Raw genomic sequence first — 18,689 nt, 5'->3', positions numbered from 1 at the left:
CTTGCGCTCACGAACTGGAGAAGAGTTATGTCGCTACGCACCGGTGTTGCCACGCGTTGTCTGCTGTCTGCTTCGCTGTCTCTCGGCCTGGCCGGGGCGGCATTGGGTCAGGACTTTGAGCCGAATGACTCGTTTTTCGAGTCGGAGTTCGTGGAGGATCGGTTTGTTTCCGGCCAGCTTGGCAATGGCGGGTTTTTCGTCGAGCCGGAGATGTTCGGGGTGGATGACTTCTACGAGTCGAGCTTCCTGGATGGGGATACGTTTGATTTCTGGAGCTATGGCGGGTTGACGCCTTTCCGTGACTTTGTGGTGATCATCGACAACGATCCGTTTGGATCGAGCGGGTCGGGTTACGGCTACTTCTCATTGGCGGGGGCCTCTTCAGCAGATGAGGACGACATCGCGGGGACGGGCTTCGGGTATGGCTTCGGCGCGCCGGATACGACGCTTGGGCTGTATGAGGGTTCGTTCCTGATCGATACGGATGATGATGACAGCCCGCTGGGTGATGGCCTGGCTTCTGCCATTTATGGGCAGGTGAGTGCGTCGGGCGAGATCAACATTGCGGTGAGTGGTTACCCGGATGGCCTGGATGGGGACCCGACGCCATTCGATGGATTTGTAGATATTGGCGATGGGCTGCTGGAGGGTCACGGTCAGTTCGGTGACTACTACATGTATGTGATTTTCGATCAGACGGATCCGTTTGATGCGTTAAGCGAGTTTATTCCGGCGGGGTTGTTTGGAGATACGGACTTCTTCAACTTCGAGACGCCCGTGCCGGGCGTGCCTTATCGGGCGACGCTTCAGTACAGCGAGTTTGATGCGGTGATGGCGGCTTACGATGCCTTTGGGAATCAGGTGGCGTTTGATGATGACAGTGCTTACGGCGAGCCGGTGGTGGACTTCATCCCGTTGGACAGCAATTTCACGCTGGGTGTGAGTGCTTACCCGGATGATTTTTTGGATGGCAACCACGATTCAAATGGTTTCTACGACCTCGTCTATGCGATGCTCGGCGATTTTGATTTCGATGATGATGTGGACGAGTTAGACATTGAGCAGCTTTTTAACAGCTTTGGTTTCGGTGATTCGCTGACGGACATCGATCTGGATGGCGATGTGGATGACGATGACGTTGATTCGCTGCTGCTGCAGGTTTTCAACACGGTCCGGGGTGATGCGAATCTGGACGGGAGCGTGGATCTGATCGATCTGTCGCTGCTTGCGAGTGCGTTTGGGGACGGCGGGCTGTGGGGCAGCGGTGATTTCAATGGTGATTTCGTGGTGGACCTGATTGACCTGTCGATCCTGGCGACAAACTTTGGTTATGACGGGACTACCCCCCTGCCGACGCCTGGGACGGCGGCTGTGCTAGTGCCTGCGGCCTTTGCGGCGCTTCGGCGGCGGCGGTGAGCCTCCGGCTGAACCTGGTCTTTAAGAGCCCGCAGCGATGCGGGCTTTTTTTCTTGGGCTTGGCCGACGCGGTAGCATGCGGGGATGAACAGAAGCATCGCGGTCTGGATGGTGTGTGTGTTGCTGGTTGTATTGCAGGTGGGGTGTACCGTGTCGCCGGGTGGGCGCGGGGGTGGTGAGGATGAGAGCGCGGCGGCGGCTCGGCTGGGGGATGCCTGGTTCAGGGATGTGCTGGATGGATCGGCGGCGATGTGGGGTGGGTTGCTGCGGGACCCGACGGGGCATCGGGTGCAGATTTTGGTGTCGGAGGTGATTGAGGACCCGGAGGGCCCGCCAACGCTTCGGCGGTACCGGTATCGGGTGGATGCGGAGTACGTGTATCCGGCGAGCACGATCAAGCTGGCGGGTTGTGTGGCGGCGTTGATTGAGTTACAGCGGCTTCAGGCCGAGTCGGGGCTGGCTTTGACGGCGGATACGCCTCTGGTGCTGTATCCGCGGCGGGAGGATGGGATGGTGAGGGTCCGGGACGACAGCAACGTGGACAATGGGACGATCACGCTTCGGCAGGAGATTCGGAAGACGTGTTTTGTATCGTCGAATGAGGCTTACAACCGGCTGTATGACTTTGTGGGGCGGGATCGATTGAATCAGATTTTGTGGGAGGCGGGTCTGGAGAGTTTTCGGCTGCATCACCGGCTGTCGGACCCGGGGGATGAGGCTTATCACCGGTTTACGCCTCAGGTGGACATGGTGCTGGATCAGCGGGCGTACTCGGTGGGGCCCAGGACGGCGGTGGTGAGCTTGCCGTTGGCGGGGGTACGGGGTGGGTTGTTGTTGGGGGAGCGTCACGTCAACGAGGCGGGTGCGTTGGTTGAGGAGCCGTTTGATTTTTCGGACAAGAACTGGGTATCGATGGAGGACCTGCAGGATCTGGTGGTGATGGTCACGCGGCCGGAGATCGAGTTGGGCAAGCCGGGGCTGGGGCTGTCGGGTCAGCATCGGACGCTGATGTTGTCGGCGATGTCGCAGGACCCATTGGAATCGAGCAACCCGGTGTATTCATCCAGCCGGTATGCGCCGGGGTCGTTTGATAGCTATGTGGTGGATGGGATTGCGAAGGTGGTGCCGCGGCCGGCGGTGGTGGCGTTTGACAAGAGTGGGACGGCGTATGGGTATCGACTCGATACGGGGTACTACCTGGATCGGTCGACGGGGGCGTCGTTCTATCTGACGGTGGCGGTTTACAACAACCCGAATGGGACGATCAACGACGACACGTATGGGTATGAGGCGGCGAATCGTTTCCACGAGACGCTGGGTGAGCGGGTGGCTCGGAAGCTTTGGCGGGCGGCGGAGCGGCAGTAGGGGCTGGGACTAGCTGTTTAGCCGCGTTGTCCGCCATTGCCTCCGGTCTGGCCTTGCTGGACGTTGTCCATGACTTCATTGGTGGGGGCGGTGATGGACTGGTAGAAGCGAAGGTCTTTTTCGGGGTCCTGGGCGGGGAGTGCCTGGTTGTTATGGCCGGGGTTGTCGATGAGGGCCTGATCGGTGTGGTTGCGCGAATCGACTCGGCCATCGGCGAAGGCGATGTTGGCCCCGTTGTTGGGATGCCAGATGCCTGGGCGGTCACCCCAAGCATTGGGGGCCGGGCTGTTGGCGGTGCCGCCTGTTACAAAGAAGGATCCGAGTTTTCCGCCACGGTCGTCGCCGTCGTCGACAAAGGTGAAGGTGCTGGATGGGGCACGTATTTCGGCGGTTCGCTTGATGGCCTGTCTGAAGAAGTCTTCGGGTGTGTCTGCGAGGACATCGAAGAACTGGAAGAACTGGCCGCCATTGAGGTAATCATTGATGGAGTAGCTGCGGAGAAAGTCGACGGGTGATCGTTCTGGTTCGGCGGGGCAGCGGTAGAGGTCGACGCTGGCGGCGTAGCTGAAGAGTTGGCCTTCTTCGATGGCGATCTGGCGTCGGTCGAAGTCGATGGATGGGTTGTTGCCGTATTCGCCGACCCAGGCATCGACTCTGACGGTGGAGGCACCGCCTCGCTGGCCGCCGGTGCTGATAGGCGTTGGCACGGGCATGACGAAGCCTGTGTCGAAGCTGTCGTGCTCGTCGGCGTAGACCTGCCAGGCGAGTTGGAGTTGGCGCATGTTGGATTTGCAGGCGATGTTGCGGGCCGACTCGCGAGCTGAGACGAGGGCGGGGAGGAGGATGCCGATGAGCAGCGCGATGATTGAGATGACGACGAGGAGTTCGATCAGGGTGAAACCTTGGGATCGGCGCATGGTTGGCTCCGGGTGTCGCGGGATGAACGTTTTGGTCGAATCAGACAGGCCTGAAAAGAATCGTACCGGCCCGGATGGCCGCTGGTCAATGGTCTTATGAAAGATTTACGTGGCTCGCGCGACCGGTCAGGCTAGCCTTTCAGGCCGGTGTGGCGGAGGAGGGCGTCGATCTGGGGTTCGCGGCCGCGGAAGTCGCGGAAGACGTCCATGGGGTGGCGGCCGCCGCCCAGGGCGAGGACGGTGTCACGGAATCGGTGGCCGAGCTTGGTGACGGCGGTCTCGTCGTCGAGATCGGCTTCTTCGAAGGCGGCGAAGGCGTCGGCGGAGAGGACTTCTGCCCACTTGTAGCTGTAATAGCCGGCGGCGTAGCCTCCGGCGAAGATGTGCGAGAAGGCGCAGAGGAAGCGGTCTTCCGGGAGCGCGGGCATGGGGGAGATCTGCTCGCTGATCTCGCGGTGGATCTCGGAGGGGGTGCGGCCGTTGGTGGGGTCGTGGTGGAGGGCGAGGTCGGTGAGGGCGAACTCGACCTGGCGGAGGGTCATCCAGCCGGTCATAAAGGTTCGTGCGGCGACGATCTTGTTGAAGAGGTCATCAGGGAGGGGTTCGCCGGTGTCGACGTGAGCGGTCATGCCGAGGAGGGTGGGTTTGTGGTAACACCAGTTTTCCATGAACTGGCTGGCGAGTTCAACGGCGTCCCACTCGACGCCATTGATACCGGCGACGTCTGCAACGTCGACGGTGGTGAGCATGCCCTGAAGGCCGTGGCCGAATTCGTGGAAGAGGGTTTCGACCTCGCGGAAGCTCATGAGTGAGGGTTTGCCATCGACGGGCGGGGTACCGTTGCAGACGAGGTGAACAATGGGGAGTTGGAGGCCGGATTCGCGACGCATGCGGCCGAGGCACTGGTCCATCCAGGCGCCGCCCCGCTTGTCGGCGGGTCGGGCGTAGGGGTCGAGGTAGAAGCCTGCAACCTGCTCGGATTGCTCGTTCAGGACGCGGTAGTAGCGAACATCGTCGTGCCAGCGCGGGGCGTCGGCGTCGGCCTGCTCGAAGGTGATGCCGAAGAGACGCGTGCAGAGTGAGAAGAGGCCGTCGAGTACGCGTGGCAGCGGGAAGTAGGGGCGGAGTTGCTCGTCGGTGAAGTCGAACTTCTGCTCGCGGAGGCGCTCGCGGTAGAAGGCGATGTCCCAGTGCTTGAGTTCGTCTTCGTGGCCGAGCGTTTTGGCGTGGGCGCGGAGTTCTTCGAGTTCTTTCTCGGCAATGGGTTTGGCTGCGTCAGCGAGTTGATGGAGCATGTCGCGGACTTTGTCGACGCTTGGGGCCATTTTGGCATCGAGGCTGTAGTCGGCGTAGGTGTCGAAACCGAGGAGCTGGATTTTATCGCGGCGGTTTTCGAGGATCTGATCGATGAGCGGGGTGTTGTCGAGATCGCCTGAGGAGGCTTTGGTGTTGGAGGCTCTGTAGACCAGTTCTCGCTGGGCGCGGTTGCGGCTGTGCTCCATGAAGGGGCCGAGGCTGGGGTAGTCGAGGGTGATTCGCCAGGGCCCGTTATCGGGCGTGGCTTCGGAGCCTTCGTTGGCGTCGCGGTGAGAGGCGGCGGCGAGTTGGCGGAGGCTGGTGGGCCAGCCTTCGGTGTCGGCGGGGTTGGTGATGATGAGCTCGAAGGCCTTGGTGGCGTCGAGGACGTGGTTGGAGAAGTCGGTGGCGAGTTTGGAGAGGGTCTTGGCGATCTCCTCGAAGCGCTCTTTGGCTTGGCCTTCGAGGGCGACGCCTGAGCGTTCGACGGCCTGGATGCGGAGGGTGACGGCTCGCTGCTGTGCGGGGGTGAGTGAGGGCCAGTGGGGCCCGTCGCGGAGGCCGACGAGGGCTTCGTAGATGGGCTTGCTCTGGCCGGCGCGGAGGCCGAAAGCGACGACCTCTGGCTGGATAGCTTCGTAGGCGGCGCGGAGGTCGTCGGAGTCTTTGACGGACATGAGGTGGCCGACGGGCGACCAGAAGTAGGGGAAGCGGGCTTCGAGGCGTTCGAGGGGTGCCATGACGGCGTCCCAGGTGGGTCCTGCGTTGGCTTCGATGGCCTCGAACTGCTCGGTGACGGCGGCGAGGGCGGCGCGGACGCCCGGCTCGACGTGGGCGGGCTCGATGCGGTCGAAGGCGGGGAGTCCGGTGGTGATCAGTAGGGGGTTGTCGGCTGATGTGGTCATGGAACTGAAACTTCCTGCGTGGGTTGGATAGATAGTGAAAGCATAGAAAAAGCCCCGCCTGTTGACTGGCGGGGCCTGAGAGAAGAGAGAAGTTTGTGTGGGCGGAGCGAAGGGCTCAGGCTTTGGCGGCCTTGAGTCTGGTTTCGAGGTCGTTGAGTTCCTGGGTGAGTTCGGCGGGGAGTTTGTCGCCGAACTGGGCGAAGTGTTCTCTCATCGAGTCCATTTCTGCGAGCCAGCCGTCGACGTCGACGCTCATGAGTTCCTCGAAGTCGTCTTCGGGGAGGTCGAGGCCGGAGAGGTCGAGGGCCTGGCGGGTGGGCATCCTGCCGAGGGGTGTGTCGATGGCTTCGGCCGAGTTGTCGCAGCGTTCGGCGACCCATTTGAGGACGCGGCTGTTGTCGCCGAAGCCGGGCCAGAGCCACTTGCCTTCGGGGCTCTTTCGGAACCAGTTGACGTAGAAGATCTTGGGCATTTTGCCTTCGGGCAGGGATCCGTTGACTTTCTTTCCGAGATCGATCCAGTGCTGCCAGTAGTCGGCCATGTGGTATCCGCAGAATGGGAGCATGGCCATGGGGTCTCTGCGGAGGACACCGACCTTGCCGGCGGCGGCGGCGGTTTTTTCGCTGGACATGACCGATCCGAGGAAGGTGCCGTGCTGCCAGGAGATGGCTTCGGTGACGAGCGGAACGACGGAGGCACGGCGTCCTCCGAAGAGGATGGCATCGATGGGAACGCCCTTGGGGTCCTGCCATTCCTCGGCGATGACCGGGCATTGGGCGGCGGGGGCGGTGAAGCGTGCGTTGGGGTGGGCGGCGGTTTTCTCGGAGTAGGGTCGCCAGTCCTCGCCATGCCAGTCGATGAGGTGCTTGGGTGGTTCTTCGGTCATGTCTTCCCACCAGACGTCGCCATCATCGGTGAGTCCGCAGTTGGTGAAGACCGAGTTGGCTTCGATGGAACGCATGGCGTTGGGGTTGGACTGGTCGGACGTGCCTGGCGCTACGCCGAAGAAACCGGCTTCGGGGTTGATGGCGTAGAGGCGGCCTTCTTCCTGTCCTTTGGAGGCTTCGCCAAACTTCATCCATGCGATGTCGTCGCCGACGCACTCGGCTTTCCAGCCGGGGATGGTCGGGTTGAGCATCGCGAGGTTGGTTTTGCCGCATGCGGAGGGGAAGGCGGCGGCGATGTACTTCTTGATGCCGTTGGGGCCGGTAAGTTTGAGGATGAGCATGTGCTCGGCGAGCCAGCCCTGCTCTTTGGCCATCACGGAGGCGATGCGGAGGGCGAAGCACTTCTTGCCGAGCAGCGCGTTGCCGCCGTAACCCGAGCCGAAGGACCAGATTTCCTTGGTTTCGGGGAAGTGGGTGATGTACTTGTTGTCAGCGTTGCAGGGCCATGGGACGTCGTCGATTTTGTGGCCGTTTTCGTCAATGAGTGGCATTCCGACGGAGTGGACACAGGGGACGTAGTCGCCGTCGTCGCCGAGGACATCGAGCACGGGCTTGCCGACGCGGGTCATGATGTGCATGTTGGCGACGACGTAGGGGGAATCGGTGAGTTCGACGCCGATGTGAGCGATGGGCGAGCCGACGGGCCCCATGCTGAAGGGGATGACGTAGAGGGTTCGTCCTCGCATGCAGCCCTTGAAGAGGGGCATGAGGATGGCCTTCATTTCCTCGGGGTCTTTCCAGTTGTTGGTGGGACCGGCATCGGCTTTGCTTTTGGAGCAGATGAAGGTTCGGTCTTCGACACGTGCGACGTCGGCGGGGTCGGACCGGACGAGGATGGAATTGGGGCGCTTGCCTTGGTTGAGCCACTGGGCGGTTCCGCCTTCGACCATCAGGTCGAGCATGCGCTGGTATTCGTCTTTGGAGCCGTCGCACCAGACGGTGTCTTCTGGCGTGGTGAGTTCGGCGACATCTTCGACCCATGCCTTGAGTTTCTCGTTGCTGGTCATGGCGTTTCCTTGTTTGAACGTCGGAGAGGCGAAGGTAGTCATGGGTGCTCCCGTCTTGTCGAAACAGTGAATCGAGATGGGCCCCGAACGCCGTATCCGGGGCTCGGTACGCAGGCCGACTGTTTTAGTCTGAGCCTAACGGTACCTTCTAAAATACCAATCAATCCTTTAATCAGCAAGGGGGAGGTTTAGATTTCTGTTTTCGCCTAGATCTCCGTTGAGGGGAGGGTTTAAAAGGTCTAAAGGGGGAGGTGGGGGTGTCTGGGCCTCGATGACCGCGGCCAGCAGTCGAGCTCGGCGGAGCGTGGTGGGGCCGTGTCCGGCGGCGGCCAGTCGGCCCGATTCATCGACGACGATGTAGGCGGGTAGTTGGGTGATACCGGCTTCGGTCAGGCGGATCGCGTCATCGGCGGGGATCCATGACGAGGCTCCATCCCAACCGGGCAGGAGGGGTGGGCGTTGGGACCCGCCGACGACGACGAGGCGGGGCTCGATCGGGATGAGGCCGCGGGTATCGCGGAGGGTTTCGAGTTCGGAAGCGATCTGGGGATCGAGGGGCTGGCCCCAGGCGACGAGGGCAACTGCCTGGAGACGTTCGGTTTCTGCGCCTGCCCGGCGGTCTAGGGCTCGAATCAGCACGGGCGGGACGGGTTGGTCGAGTCTGGCTGCGAGATCGATCGCCTGCTGCGTATGGGGGGAATCGTCGCCTCCAGCGAGCAAGGGTTCGGCCAGCGCTGTGGCGGCTCTAGCGTTGCCCTGTTCGAGTTGGAGGGCGATCGTACGTTCAAGCACCAGCTTGCGAATGGCGTTCCAGCGTAGCTCACTGGTGGCTTTGCTGGCCTGCTCCGTGGCCTGTGAAAGGTAGGTCAGAACGGCTGCGAGGAGATCACCGCGTGGGGCGTCGAGCGCGTGGACTTCGCCCAGATCGGCGAGCAGTTGCCAGGTGATGGCTATGCGGTTGGCGAGCGGGTGGTCGATGGGTGCTACGCGAGAGGCGACGCCACGGACCTGGGCGTAACGGAAGGCGGCTACGGTCTGCAGTCCAGACTGGCGGGCCTGCTCGGCCAGGTGGGCGTAGGCACCGAGTCGGATGATCTCAGCGGTGAGCTGGTCCTGCGGGTTGGTGAGGCCATCGATCAGGTCGTCGGCCTGATTAGCGAGTTCGATGAGTAGGTTGGCTTGTGTCTGCTTCGCTGTCAGTAGCTGGTGGGCTTGCTGAGTGAGTGACTGGAGGGTTTGCTGTGTGTCCGGTTGTTCGGTGGGCGTCGCCGGGTTCATGTTCGTCGATGTGTCGACAACTGCGTCGGTACTTGTTGGCTCTTCCGGTTCCAGAGGGGGGATCAGCGGCTGTGCGAGAGCGGGCAGCGTTAGAAGGCAGATGCAGAAGGTGGCTCGTAGGATCATGCCTGGTGTTTGGCCTCGTGCTCGAGATCGATCAGGGCGTCGGCGAGTAGGAGTGCGGGGACGAGTGCTCCTGGGGGGCCTTCAACGGCGAGGTGTGTGGCGACATCGTGGAGCTGCTGCTCGCCGAAGGTGGCGGTGGGTTGCCAGCGGATGAACCAATAGAGTGCCCAGGGCTGGTAGGTGGTGTAGTCGGGCTGGGTGTGCTCAACGTGGTGGAGGGCAACGCGGGCCGCCTGGTCAGCGAGTTTCGGGTCGGCCTTGATCCTTGCCAGTGTCATCAGGCCGTGGAGGCCGACGAGTTCGCGGTAGGTCCACTCATCGGGGGAGTCGTCGGGTTGCTGGGTGAACAGCGGCTCCGGGCTGGCTTGATCCGGATGGACGATGGAGGGCTCGGATTCCGCGGGCACCTGGAGCAACTCGTTCCAGAGGTCGTGGACATGGGCCTCGGGCGATTCTGGTTCGGCTTTGGTTGGCGGGAGATCGGGTACCGGCCGGCCTGCTCGTTGGAGGAGGCGGCTGGCGAGGTAGCCGTAGCTGGGGCGGCTGTGTCCGAGGCCATCGGTCCAGCGGACGATGCCTGGTGGTGGGGCCTCGAAAGCCGAATCGTGTGGGAGGCCGACGGCCTGCCTGGCCAGAGGCAGGATTGAAGCGAGGGATCTGATGGATTCGCCTTCTCGAGCGCGGGGTGCGTGCGGGGATGCGTCGATAGCCATGGCGAGTGCTCGCTCGGTAAGTTCGCGAACGAGGGGCAGGCAGCGCGTACACTGGCTGTCGTTGTGGCTGTCTTGCTGGCGGCTTTTTGGGATGGATGACACGCCTGGATCCTACGGAGGATATGCGAGATGGCCAACTGGACCGAGGTGGGACCTGCGGCGGATTATCCAGAATCCTGCCAGTCTGCGTGCCGGGTGGCGGAAACGCCTGTGGTGGTTTTCCGGATCGATGGCAAGCTGCACGCGATCGAGAACATCTGCCCCCATGCCGGATTGCCTCTTGATCAGGGCGAGCGGCAGGGGCTGGTGATTACCTGTCCGTACCATGCTTACACGTTTAATCTACGAAACGGCCAGAATGTTGATGATCCGATGGATGAGCCGGTAAAGGTGTTTCCGGTGCGTGAGCGTGATGGGGTGGTGGAGGTTGATCTGGATCGTGAGGGCATGGAGAGCTGAGAGTTTCGGGCTGACGTGTCTGTTGGTGCATGCTCGCTTTGATTTTCAACAAGAAAGTGATTGATTGAGATGCTTGATGATGTGCTGAAGTCGGCTGAAAACCTGGAAGATGCCGCACTCGAACGGATGATGGCGTTGCTTCGGATTCCTTCGGTGAGTACCGATCCGAAGCACGCGGAGGATTGCCGTAAGGGCGCTGAGTGGGTGGCTGAACACCTGCGTGGCTCCGGTCTTGAGGTGGAGGTGTTGGAGACCGGTGGGCATCCAGCGGTGGTGGCGAAGGCGCCGGATGCGCTTGTGGTTAACCCTGGTGCCCCACGGGTACTGTTTTATGGGCACTATGACGTCCAGCCGCCTGATCCTCTGGATGAATGGAAGACGCCTGCGTTCGAGCCGACGATTGCAGAGGGTCGTGACGGGCCGGCGGTGTTCGCGAGGGGTGCCTGCGACGACAAGGGGCAGGTGATGACGTTTCTTGAGGCGCTCCGTGCTTATCACGAAGCGGGCGAGAAGCTGCCTTGTCCTGTCACGGTGCTGATCGAAGGCGAGGAGGAGCATGGCAGCGAGAACCTGCCTGCGTTTCTAGCGCGCGAGAAGGAGCGGCTGGCAGCGGACATCGTGGTGATTTCGGATACGAGCATGTGGAAGCCGGGTTTGCCGGCGATCTGCTATGCCCTGCGGGGTTTGGTGTATTTCGATCTTGCGCTGCGTGGTCCTCGGATTGATCTGCACTCGGGCGTGTTTGGCGGCACCACGGCCAATCCCGCCACGATTCTGACGCGTGTGCTTGGGCAGCTTTTCGACGAGAACCATCGGATTGCGATTCCGGGCTTTTACGACGATGTGGCCGAGGTCACGGAGGATGAGCGTAAGCGGTGGGCGGAACTCGATTTTGAGGAGTCGGATTATCTCGGGCCGGTGGGCGGGTCTGCTTACGGCGAGGCGGGGCTGGACACGCTGACGCGTCGTTGGGCGCGGCCGAGCTGCGATATCAATGGGCTCTGCAGCGGCTATACGGGTGAAGGGGCGAAAACGGTGCTGCCGGCCGTGGCGAAGGCGAAGGTGAGTTTCCGGATACCGGCGGCGATGGACCCAGAGAAGGTGGCCAGCCAGTTCGAAGCGTGGTTGCGCGGGCGCGACATCGGGCCGTGTACGTGGGAGCGCATCGACTGCCTGGGCAAGGCGGCTTCCGTGGCTACTCCCACCGACTCGCCTTACATCGAGGCGGCCTCACGTGCGGTGAAACGGACAACAGGCAACCCCCCTGCTCTGGTTCGAGAGGGCGCGACGATTCCGGTCGTGGCTGAGTTCAAGACGCAACTCGGTCTGGACAGCATGCTGCTGGGTTTCGGTCTTGAGACCGATGCCATCCATTCGCCTAATGAGCACTTCGGGATCGAGCGTTTCAAGCTGGGGATCCGGACGCATATTGCTTTGCTCGCGGAGATGGCTGCGAGTTAGTGTACTAGCGGCGGAATCTGCTGGGGCGGCGATCCAGATCGCCGACAGGCAGGGTGACGGGTGCGGGTTCGAGCACATCGACTTCGTCGCGATCGAGGACCCAGCGAACCCGTTTTGCGGCAAACCCTGCTGGCTGGTCGGGGCTGGCTTCGCGGACCAGTCCATCTTCTTCGGCCCAGAGCACGACGGTTCTCAGGGCGGTGTCGAAGCTTAGGCCATCGGCCGTGATCAGCCGCTGGTCGTTGACGATCTGGACGTCCTGCAGGGCTCGGATTTCGCGGAGATCAGGCGAGGCGTTTCGATCTTGAGCGGCAAGGCCAACGAACTGAGCTGTCATGCTGCGAGCATCGATGAAGATCGGTTGTTCGTTGCTGGCCTCGTACATCAACTCGACCCCGCCATCGGCCTGAGCCTGTTGTGATTCGAGATCGAGGGTCATCAGGTCGTTCCAGATGAGGAGCCCTCGCTGGGCGTTGCCGGCTTGCAGGTCGATCGGGAAGACACCCGGGCCGGCGTCAGTCGCGTTTAGGTTTTCTGGTGTGCCGAAGGCTTCGTAGAGCAGCCAGCCGTCGCCAAGGACTTCGGCGGAGGCTGCGTCGCGGTCGTAGGCGATGGTTGGCCCGTGGAGTGTGGTGCGGATGGTGCGGTCGTCCAGCGGATTGTGGCGGGCGTAGGCGAGCTCGGCGTTGCCGGTTGCCAGGATCGTGCGGATCGCCTGTGGGTTGGCACCCGGGTCTGCGGATGGTGAGCCATTTGGATCAAGGCCGATGCGGACTTCATCGACGGCGAGGGTGGCGGTCTCGTCGCCTCGTTCGAGACGGCCTCTTACGTCGCCTTGCGCGCGCACCAGTCCGGCTTGCTGGTTGTAGGTCATGCCTTGCGACCAGTTCACCTGGATGTCCGTTAGCGGGGTGATCTCAGTGGCCGAGCGTGGCTGGCGGGGTTCGAGTCCCGGCAATGGTGGCAAGGCGGGTGTTGCCTGCGTCGACGGCGGCGGCGTGATGGTGTGTGTCACGCGGCCTGGGCCATCGACAGCGAGTAGCCCCTGATCCTGCCAGCCGGAAATGGAGAGACCTTCCAGTTTGCTGTTGGCGCGGCTGAGTGACGCCCATTCGTCTTCCGGATTTTGTCCGCCTTGGAGGATGGCCTCTCGCTGCTGGGCGAAGATGGTCAGGTTCTGGCCGGTGGCTTCGACCCGGTCCTCGGTGTCACTCAGGACGATATCGCCGGCGGCAAGGATGCGATCGAGCACGGGCTGATTGGGATTGGAGGGGTCCTGGAGGAGGGTAGCGCGGAGTGATTCGGCTCTTGCTGACTGGGTGCCCTGGGTGAGTCGAGCGGCCCCTTGTGCGGCGACTTCCAGCGGCTGGATGGTGTCCGTCTCCTGAATCCTTATCTGAGCGGAATCGGCCATGAGGGTCAGCGGGGGCTCTGAGGGTTCGTTGGTGTCGGCTGGGGCGTAGATGGCGTTGACGCCTTCGCTGGCGATCAAAAGGGCTTGGTTGTTCTCCTGGCGGACGAAGGCCAGCGATTCGGTATCGACATACCCCTCATCCAGGCTGAGGCTGACTGAGCCGGTTGCCTGAGCGGACTGCAGTTGTGCGATCGGGCCGATGCCTTGCGGTGTGTCTGTGAGCTGGAAAGTGAGGCGGTTTTGCCAAGTCATGTCGCGGGCGTGGGGGTGCTCGTCTGCGATCGATGGCCCAGCCTCCCAGGCACCCGGGCCGTCGAGTTCTGCGGTGCGCAGCTCGAGGCTGTAGGCCAGCCGGTCGGCTTGTACCGTGCCGGCTTCGGCGGTTCTGAGCACGGCGGGGATGGCTTCGGTCAGGGCTTCGGCCCAGAAGGTCTGATTCAGGCTGTCGTAGCCGATGGCGTCGGCGGCGACGCGGGCGTTGTCGGTGACCAGCAGCGCGGGGTCCTGCGGGTTGCTGCCAAGCAACCGGCCGATGACCTGACCGGGCTCGGGCATGGGCAAACCGGGTATGACTTCTGCTGGCGCGACCGTAAGGGGTCCTCGCCAGGAGATGATCGTGTCGGTGGGTTCGACTGGGCAGAGAGAGCGGTCGGTTGGGGTTCGGTCTGCTGTCTGGACTTCTTCAGGGTTGAAAGCGACGGTGGTTTCGGCTGGCTGAGGTGTCTGCTCAGCTGCCGTGGGCGAAGCGGAGAGATCGCTGGTTGGTGTGCTGGCCGCGATCCGCTCGAAGCTGAAGAGGGCCTGGAGGGTCTGCCCGGTTAAAATGGCACGATCGCCCATGATTTGCGCCTGAATCATGTCGGTCAGGGTCAATTGATAGGACTGCGTCGGTTCTGCGTTCGTGGAGGCGGGTGCGGTGTCTGGGGTCGTTGTGGGGGGTGAAGCGGAAGACGTTTCCGCATCGGCGAGCAGCTGATCGGACTTGATGCGCAGGCTCTGGCTCTCGTCGATCCGTAATTCTTCGAGTCGATCGAGCAGCTGGTTGTAGCGGACCAGCAGGCGCTGGCCCTTGAAGTCGAAGGCGGGGCCAGTGAGGTGCAGCGGGCCGATGGCTTCGAGCAGGCCAATCTCCAGGTCGAAGCGTACCTCGTCGAGGTAAGCGCGAGCGAGCACGTCGTCATCGGCTCCATATTTCGGAGGTTCGCCGGCCTCGGTGCGGTAGAGGTTGATGACGACTTCGCCTCTGAATTCGCCATGCCGCGGTTGTCGCTGGGGGGCGAAGAAGCTGCCTTCGTTGGCAACGATCTCCAGGACGCTGCCGTCGGCGAGGGCCGTGCGAGCAACGGGACCCTGGATCTCGAAGATGCCATCGGGCTCGGGCTTCAGCGTGGTCCAGGTGAGCCAGGTTCGCTGTTCAGCCAGAAAGATTGTGCCCTGATCGGAGAGGGGTGGGGTGATGGCGTCGAGTTCCTGGAGGTTCGTGCCGTCGAAGGCGTCCGGCAGCTCGATGGGGCCGGTCGTTCTGGGGCGGTCGTCTTCGGTAATGACCGGACCTGTGGTGAGGGCGAACCAGAGAATCAGGGCGGCCACGATCGAGGCGGCTGCGATGGTGAGAACACGCTGCATGCCACAAGTCTACCTGCCGGGGCGATGGACCTGCGTGAATGGGGGCAGGCGATATGATTTGAGGTTTGCAGACCCCTTTTGACCTTCAGATACCGAGAGAAGTGATGTTTCCAAAGATATTCAAGGCTTATGACGTGCGTGCCCTCCACCCGGATCCCCTTGGAGAGAAGGAGGCCTATGCGGTGGGTGTGGGGGCCGGGCGGTTTCTCAAGGAGCAGCATGGCGGACCGGGTCGGGTGCTGGTAACGCGGGATATGAGGCCACACTCGCCTAAGCTGGCGGCGGCTCTGATCCACGGGATCCGCACGACCGGGATGGACGTGGTGGATCTGGGCATGGCGGACACGTCGTTTCTGTATTTCGCGATCCCGCATCTGGACGCGGTGGGTGGCGTGCAGACGACGGCCTCTCACAATCCGGTTGAATACAACGGATTCAAGATTTCGGGGGCCCAGGCCAAGCCGATCGGTGCCGATACGGGGCTCAAGACGATCGAGGGCTATGCGGCCGAGGCCCATGGCAGCACTTCGGAGCCGGTTGGTTCCTTGGAGGAGATGGACCTGTGGGTCGAGTACCGGGAGCACGTGCAGAGCTTTCTGCCGAAGCTCAAGCGTCCGCTCAAGCTCTTTGTGGATGCCTCGAATGGGATGGCGGGGAAGCTGGTGCCGCAGGTTTTTGATGGGGTGGAGAATCTCGAGATCATTAAGCTGAACTTTGAGATCACTGGTTCGTTCGTTCACGATCCGAACCCGCTGGTTGCAGAGAACATGGTGCCGACCCAAGAGGGGGTGCGTGAGCATGGTGCGCATCTGGGGGCCTGCTTCGATGGCGACGCCGACCGTTGCATGCTGGTCGATGAGAACGGGGCGACGATCGGCTGCGATCACCTGACGGCCTGGCTGGCCGGCCATTTTCTCAAGAGTCATCCGGGGTCGACGATCATCTACGATTTGCGGTCGAGCAAGTCGGTGCAGGAGGCGATCGAGAGTGCTGGCGGGACGCCGGCAAAGTCGCGGGTTGGGCATGTCTTTATGAAAGCTCTTCTGCGTGAGACAGATGGCGTGTTCGGCGGTGAGCTTTCGGGTCACTTCTACTTCAAGGGCAACAACTTCGCGGACTCGGGAGCGATCCTGTTGGCGGTCGCGCTCGGTGTTCTGGCCGAGAACGATCAGCCCCTGAGCAGCCTGATCAAGCCCTATCAGAAGTACCCGCAGTCGGGCGAGATCAACTTCCGCACGGAAGACAAGGATGCTGTGCTGGCCGGTTTAAAGAGGGATCACGCGGACGGGGCCGAGATTGATGAACTGGACGGCGTGACCATCGACTGCTTCAAGACCAGGGGCTGGTGGTTCAACGTTCGTGCGTCCAACACCGAGCCGCTGCTGCGGCTGAATGCGGAAGCGAAAGATGCAGAGACTCTCGAAACGCTTCTTGGTGAACTCAAGCCCCGGTTGGGCGAGGTGGCGGTGGGTCACTGAGTTGCGAAGCCTGCGGATCGCTGGCCTTTTACGGATATGGAGCTGCTATGACGCCTAAGCAGGTGATTGCCCTCATCAAGAAAGAGCGGATCGAGTACGTCGATTGCCGGTTCATGGACTTTCCGGGTCTCTGGCAGCACGTGACGTATGAGGCGACGCACCTGGTGGAGGAGGCCTTCACGAAAGGTTTTGGCTTCGACGGTTCTTCGATCAGGGGGTGGCAGGCGATCAACGAGTCGGACATGCTGCTGATGCCGGTGGCGGGCACGGCGCATCGCGACCCTTTTCTTGAGAGGCCGACTCTGGCGATCATCTGTGACGTCAAGGACCCGGTGACGAAGAAGCAGTACTCGCGAGACCCGCGATCGATCGCCAAGAAGGCCGAGGCTTACCTCAAGAAGACGAAGATCGCGGACCAGGCGGTTTTTGGTCCCGAGTTGGAGTTTTTCGTTTTCGACAGTGTGCACTACGACCAGACGGTGAACGCGGCGAGCTATGCGGTGGATTCGCCTGAGGGCATCTGGAATCGTGGGAAGCGGGAGCCCACGAATCTCGGGCATCAGGTGCGTCAGCGGGAGGGGTATTTCCCGATCCCGCCAGTCGATTCGATGACGGACCTGCGGTCGGAGATGTGCGCCGTGATGAAAGAGATGGGGCTGCCGGTTGAGGCGCATCATCATGAGGTTGCGACGGGCGGGCAGGCGGAGATCGACCTGCTTTACGCCCCGCTGCTGCGGATGGCGGACATGTGCATGATGTACAAGTACGCGGTGAAGCAGGTGGCGGCGCGGCACGGGCGTGTGGCGACGTTTATGCCGAAACCGCTTTGGGGTGACAACGGCTCTGGGATGCACACGCATTTTTCGTTGTGGAAGCAGGGTAAGCCGCTTTTTGCCGGCAATCACTACGCGGGGCTTTCGCAGCTGGGGTTGTATGCGATCGGTGGCATCCTGAAGCACGCGCCGTCGCTGCTGGCATTCACCAACCCGACGACCAATTCTTTTAAACGGCTGGTGCCGGGCTTCGAGGCACCGGTACACCTGTGCTATTCCTCGCGGAATCGCTCGGCGGCGATCCGGATACCGGTGTATCACCAGAATCCGAAGTCGAAGCGGATCGAGTTTCGGTGTCCGGATTCTTCGGCGAATCCCTACCTGGCCTTCGCGGCGATCCTCATGGCGGCGATCGACGGGATCAAGAACAAGATCGATCCGGGTGAACCGCTGGATCGGAACGTATACGACCTCGAACCAGAGACGACGGCGGGGCTGGAGCGGGCACCGGCAGACCTTGAATCGGCCCTGGTAGCGCTCGAGAAGGACCATGAGTATCTGCTACCCGAGGGTGTGTTCACCGAGAGCACGATCCGTTACTGGATCCGTTACAAGCGGGAGAATGAAATCGATGCGCTGCGACAGCGACCTCACCCGTACGAGTTCTGCATGTACTTCGACGTCTGAGTCAATCGGCTACCGCCCTGCCGCGGGCTCGTCGAGGAACCAGGTGAGGTTGCCGGGTTCGCCTTCGAGGGTATCGGGGACGAATCGTTCCGGATGGATGCCTGTGATCGGCAGGAGGTTCAGGTCGACTCGGCCGTTGTTGATGGCGTTGGCGACTTCTTGCAGCTTCTCGGCTTTTCCAGCCCCGGCGAGCAGCACAGCAACTGCTCGTGCGGCGTTGATCAGTGGGAAGGTCATCGTGACGCGGTCGGGAGGCGTGACTTTGGGGCCCTCGTTGACCACGATCCAGCGGTTGTCGACCTGGATGGCATCGGACTCGGGGAAGAGTGAGGCGGTGTGGGCGTCACCGCCCATGCCGAGGAGAATGAAGTCGATGCGAGGGATGGGAGCCTTGCCGGGACTCGGGTCGATGCCAAAGACTTCTGCGAGTTCGGCTTCGTAGGCAGCGGCGGGGTCCTGATCCATCACGGGCATGGGGTGCTTCTGGCTGGCGCGCATAGGGACGTGATCGGCGAGGGCTTCGCGGATCATCTTCCAGTTGCTCTTGTCGTCGTGGAAGGGCACGCGGCGGTCATCGACCAGCCAGATGTGGGTCTTCTCCCAGGGGAACCCGCGGAAGGTCGGGTCGGTCATCAGCCGGATGTAGAAGGGTTCGGGGGTGGACCCGCCTGAGAGAGCGAGGTGGAAGACACCTCGCTGGTCGATAGCGCGTTCGGCACTGGCGATCAGGGCCCTGCCGAGGTGCTCGAACAGGGTGTCGGTATCGGGTGCGATGCAGAGGTCGCCTGGAAGTTGGAGTTCGGTCGCGCTCACGTTGGGTT

At 62.0% G+C, this 18,689-nt stretch carries 13 protein-coding genes; 6 read left to right on the top strand and 7 right to left on the bottom strand.

The features are described from left to right. Window positions 1-27: 27 nt before the first annotated feature. Both ACQZAB_RS09730 and ACQZAB_RS09725 read left to right on the top strand, forming a co-directional pair. The gene (locus tag ACQZAB_RS09730) at window positions 28-1,416 is read left to right on the top strand and encodes a hypothetical protein (RefSeq protein ID WP_428389321.1); all 1,389 of its coding nucleotides are present in this window, start codon (window positions 28-30) and stop codon (window positions 1,414-1,416) included. A gap of 84 nt (window positions 1,417-1,500) precedes the next feature. Beyond that, on the top strand, window positions 1,501-2,781 hold the full coding sequence (locus ACQZAB_RS09725) for a serine hydrolase (RefSeq protein ID WP_428389320.1): 1,281 nt from the start codon (window positions 1,501-1,503) through the stop codon (window positions 2,779-2,781). A gap of 17 nt (window positions 2,782-2,798) precedes the next feature. On the opposite strand, the gene ACQZAB_RS09720 is transcribed toward ACQZAB_RS09725, so the two are convergent. The 5 genes from ACQZAB_RS09720 to ACQZAB_RS09700 form a co-directional block, all read right to left on the bottom strand. Continuing rightward, window positions 2,799-3,698 (bottom strand): DUF1559 domain-containing protein, encoded by a 900-nt coding sequence (locus ACQZAB_RS09720; protein WP_428389319.1) that lies wholly within the window; start codon window positions 3,696-3,698, stop codon window positions 2,799-2,801. Window positions 3,699-3,829: 131 nt separating this feature from the next. Beyond that, window positions 3,830-5,899 (bottom strand): M3 family metallopeptidase, encoded by a 2,070-nt coding sequence (locus tag ACQZAB_RS09715; protein WP_428389318.1) that lies wholly within the window; start codon window positions 5,897-5,899, stop codon window positions 3,830-3,832. Window positions 5,900-6,014: 115 nt separating this feature from the next. Then, complete coding sequence (locus ACQZAB_RS09710; protein WP_428389317.1) at window positions 6,015-7,853, bottom strand: phosphoenolpyruvate carboxykinase (GTP); 1,839 nt, start codon at window positions 7,851-7,853, stop codon at window positions 6,015-6,017. Between the two features lie 168 nt (window positions 7,854-8,021). Next, the gene (locus tag ACQZAB_RS09705; protein ID WP_428389316.1) at window positions 8,022-9,131 is read right to left on the bottom strand and encodes a hypothetical protein; all 1,110 of its coding nucleotides are present in this window, start codon (window positions 9,129-9,131) and stop codon (window positions 8,022-8,024) included. 122 nt (window positions 9,132-9,253) lie between these two features. After that, complete coding sequence (locus tag ACQZAB_RS09700; protein ID WP_428389315.1) at window positions 9,254-10,072, bottom strand: hypothetical protein; 819 nt, start codon at window positions 10,070-10,072, stop codon at window positions 9,254-9,256. A gap of 27 nt (window positions 10,073-10,099) precedes the next feature. Between ACQZAB_RS09700 and ACQZAB_RS09695 the strand changes: the two genes are divergently transcribed. Continuing rightward, window positions 10,100-10,429 (top strand): Rieske (2Fe-2S) protein, encoded by a 330-nt coding sequence (locus ACQZAB_RS09695; RefSeq protein WP_428389314.1) that lies wholly within the window; start codon window positions 10,100-10,102, stop codon window positions 10,427-10,429. Between the two features lie 69 nt (window positions 10,430-10,498). Next, the gene (locus ACQZAB_RS09690; protein WP_428389313.1) at window positions 10,499-11,890 is read left to right on the top strand and encodes a M20/M25/M40 family metallo-hydrolase; all 1,392 of its coding nucleotides are present in this window, start codon (window positions 10,499-10,501) and stop codon (window positions 11,888-11,890) included. Window positions 11,891-11,894: 4 nt separating this feature from the next. Here the strand turns inward: ACQZAB_RS09690 and ACQZAB_RS09685 are convergent, their stop codons facing one another. Next, window positions 11,895-14,930: a hypothetical protein gene (locus ACQZAB_RS09685; protein WP_428389312.1), complete on the bottom strand. Its 3,036-nt coding sequence runs from the start codon at window positions 14,928-14,930 to the stop codon at window positions 11,895-11,897. A gap of 65 nt (window positions 14,931-14,995) precedes the next feature. Between ACQZAB_RS09685 and ACQZAB_RS09680 the strand changes: the two genes are divergently transcribed. After that, window positions 14,996-16,408 carry a phosphomannomutase/phosphoglucomutase gene (locus ACQZAB_RS09680; protein ID WP_428389311.1) on the top strand — a complete coding sequence of 471 codons (1,413 nt, stop codon included), beginning with the start codon at window positions 14,996-14,998 and terminating at the stop codon, window positions 16,406-16,408. Between the two features lie 47 nt (window positions 16,409-16,455). Then, on the top strand, window positions 16,456-17,868 hold the full coding sequence (gene glnA, locus ACQZAB_RS09675) for a type I glutamate--ammonia ligase (protein ID WP_428389310.1): 1,413 nt from the start codon (window positions 16,456-16,458) through the stop codon (window positions 17,866-17,868). 9 nt (window positions 17,869-17,877) lie between these two features. On the opposite strand, the gene pgl is transcribed toward glnA, so the two are convergent. Beyond that, a complete protein-coding gene (gene pgl / locus ACQZAB_RS09670) occupies window positions 17,878-18,681 on the bottom strand; it encodes a 6-phosphogluconolactonase (RefSeq protein ID WP_428389309.1) in 804 nt (267 codons plus the stop codon). Window positions 18,682-18,689 lie beyond the last annotated feature (8 nt).

The organism is Mucisphaera sp. (assembly GCF_965279675.1).
In the GTDB taxonomy this organism is placed as follows: domain Bacteria; phylum Planctomycetota; class Phycisphaerae; order Phycisphaerales; family Phycisphaeraceae; genus Mucisphaera.
The sequence above is the reverse complement of the archived record's forward strand: the minus strand, read 5'-3'. Positions and strand labels throughout refer to the sequence as shown.

Coding starts and splice junctions, on each gene's coding strand:
- ACQZAB_RS09730 (WP_428389321.1), top strand. CDS start 28: ATGTCGCTACGCACCGGTGTTGCCACGCGTTGTCTGCTGTCTGCTTCG.
- ACQZAB_RS09725 (WP_428389320.1), top strand. CDS start 1,501: ATGAACAGAAGCATCGCGGTCTGGATGGTGTGTGTGTTGCTGGTTGTA.
- ACQZAB_RS09720 (WP_428389319.1), bottom strand. CDS start 3,698: ATGCGCCGATCCCAAGGTTTCACCCTGATCGAACTCCTCGTCGTCATC.
- ACQZAB_RS09715 (WP_428389318.1), bottom strand. CDS start 5,899: ATGACCACATCAGCCGACAACCCCCTACTGATCACCACCGGACTCCCC.
- ACQZAB_RS09710 (WP_428389317.1), bottom strand. CDS start 7,853: ATGACCAGCAACGAGAAACTCAAGGCATGGGTCGAAGATGTCGCCGAA.
- ACQZAB_RS09705 (WP_428389316.1), bottom strand. CDS start 9,131: ATGAACCCGGCGACGCCCACCGAACAACCGGACACACAGCAAACCCTC.
- ACQZAB_RS09695 (WP_428389314.1), top strand. CDS start 10,100: ATGGCCAACTGGACCGAGGTGGGACCTGCGGCGGATTATCCAGAATCC.
- ACQZAB_RS09690 (WP_428389313.1), top strand. CDS start 10,499: ATGCTTGATGATGTGCTGAAGTCGGCTGAAAACCTGGAAGATGCCGCA.
- ACQZAB_RS09685 (WP_428389312.1), bottom strand. CDS start 14,930: ATGCAGCGTGTTCTCACCATCGCAGCCGCCTCGATCGTGGCCGCCCTG.
- glnA (WP_428389310.1), top strand. CDS start 16,456: ATGACGCCTAAGCAGGTGATTGCCCTCATCAAGAAAGAGCGGATCGAG.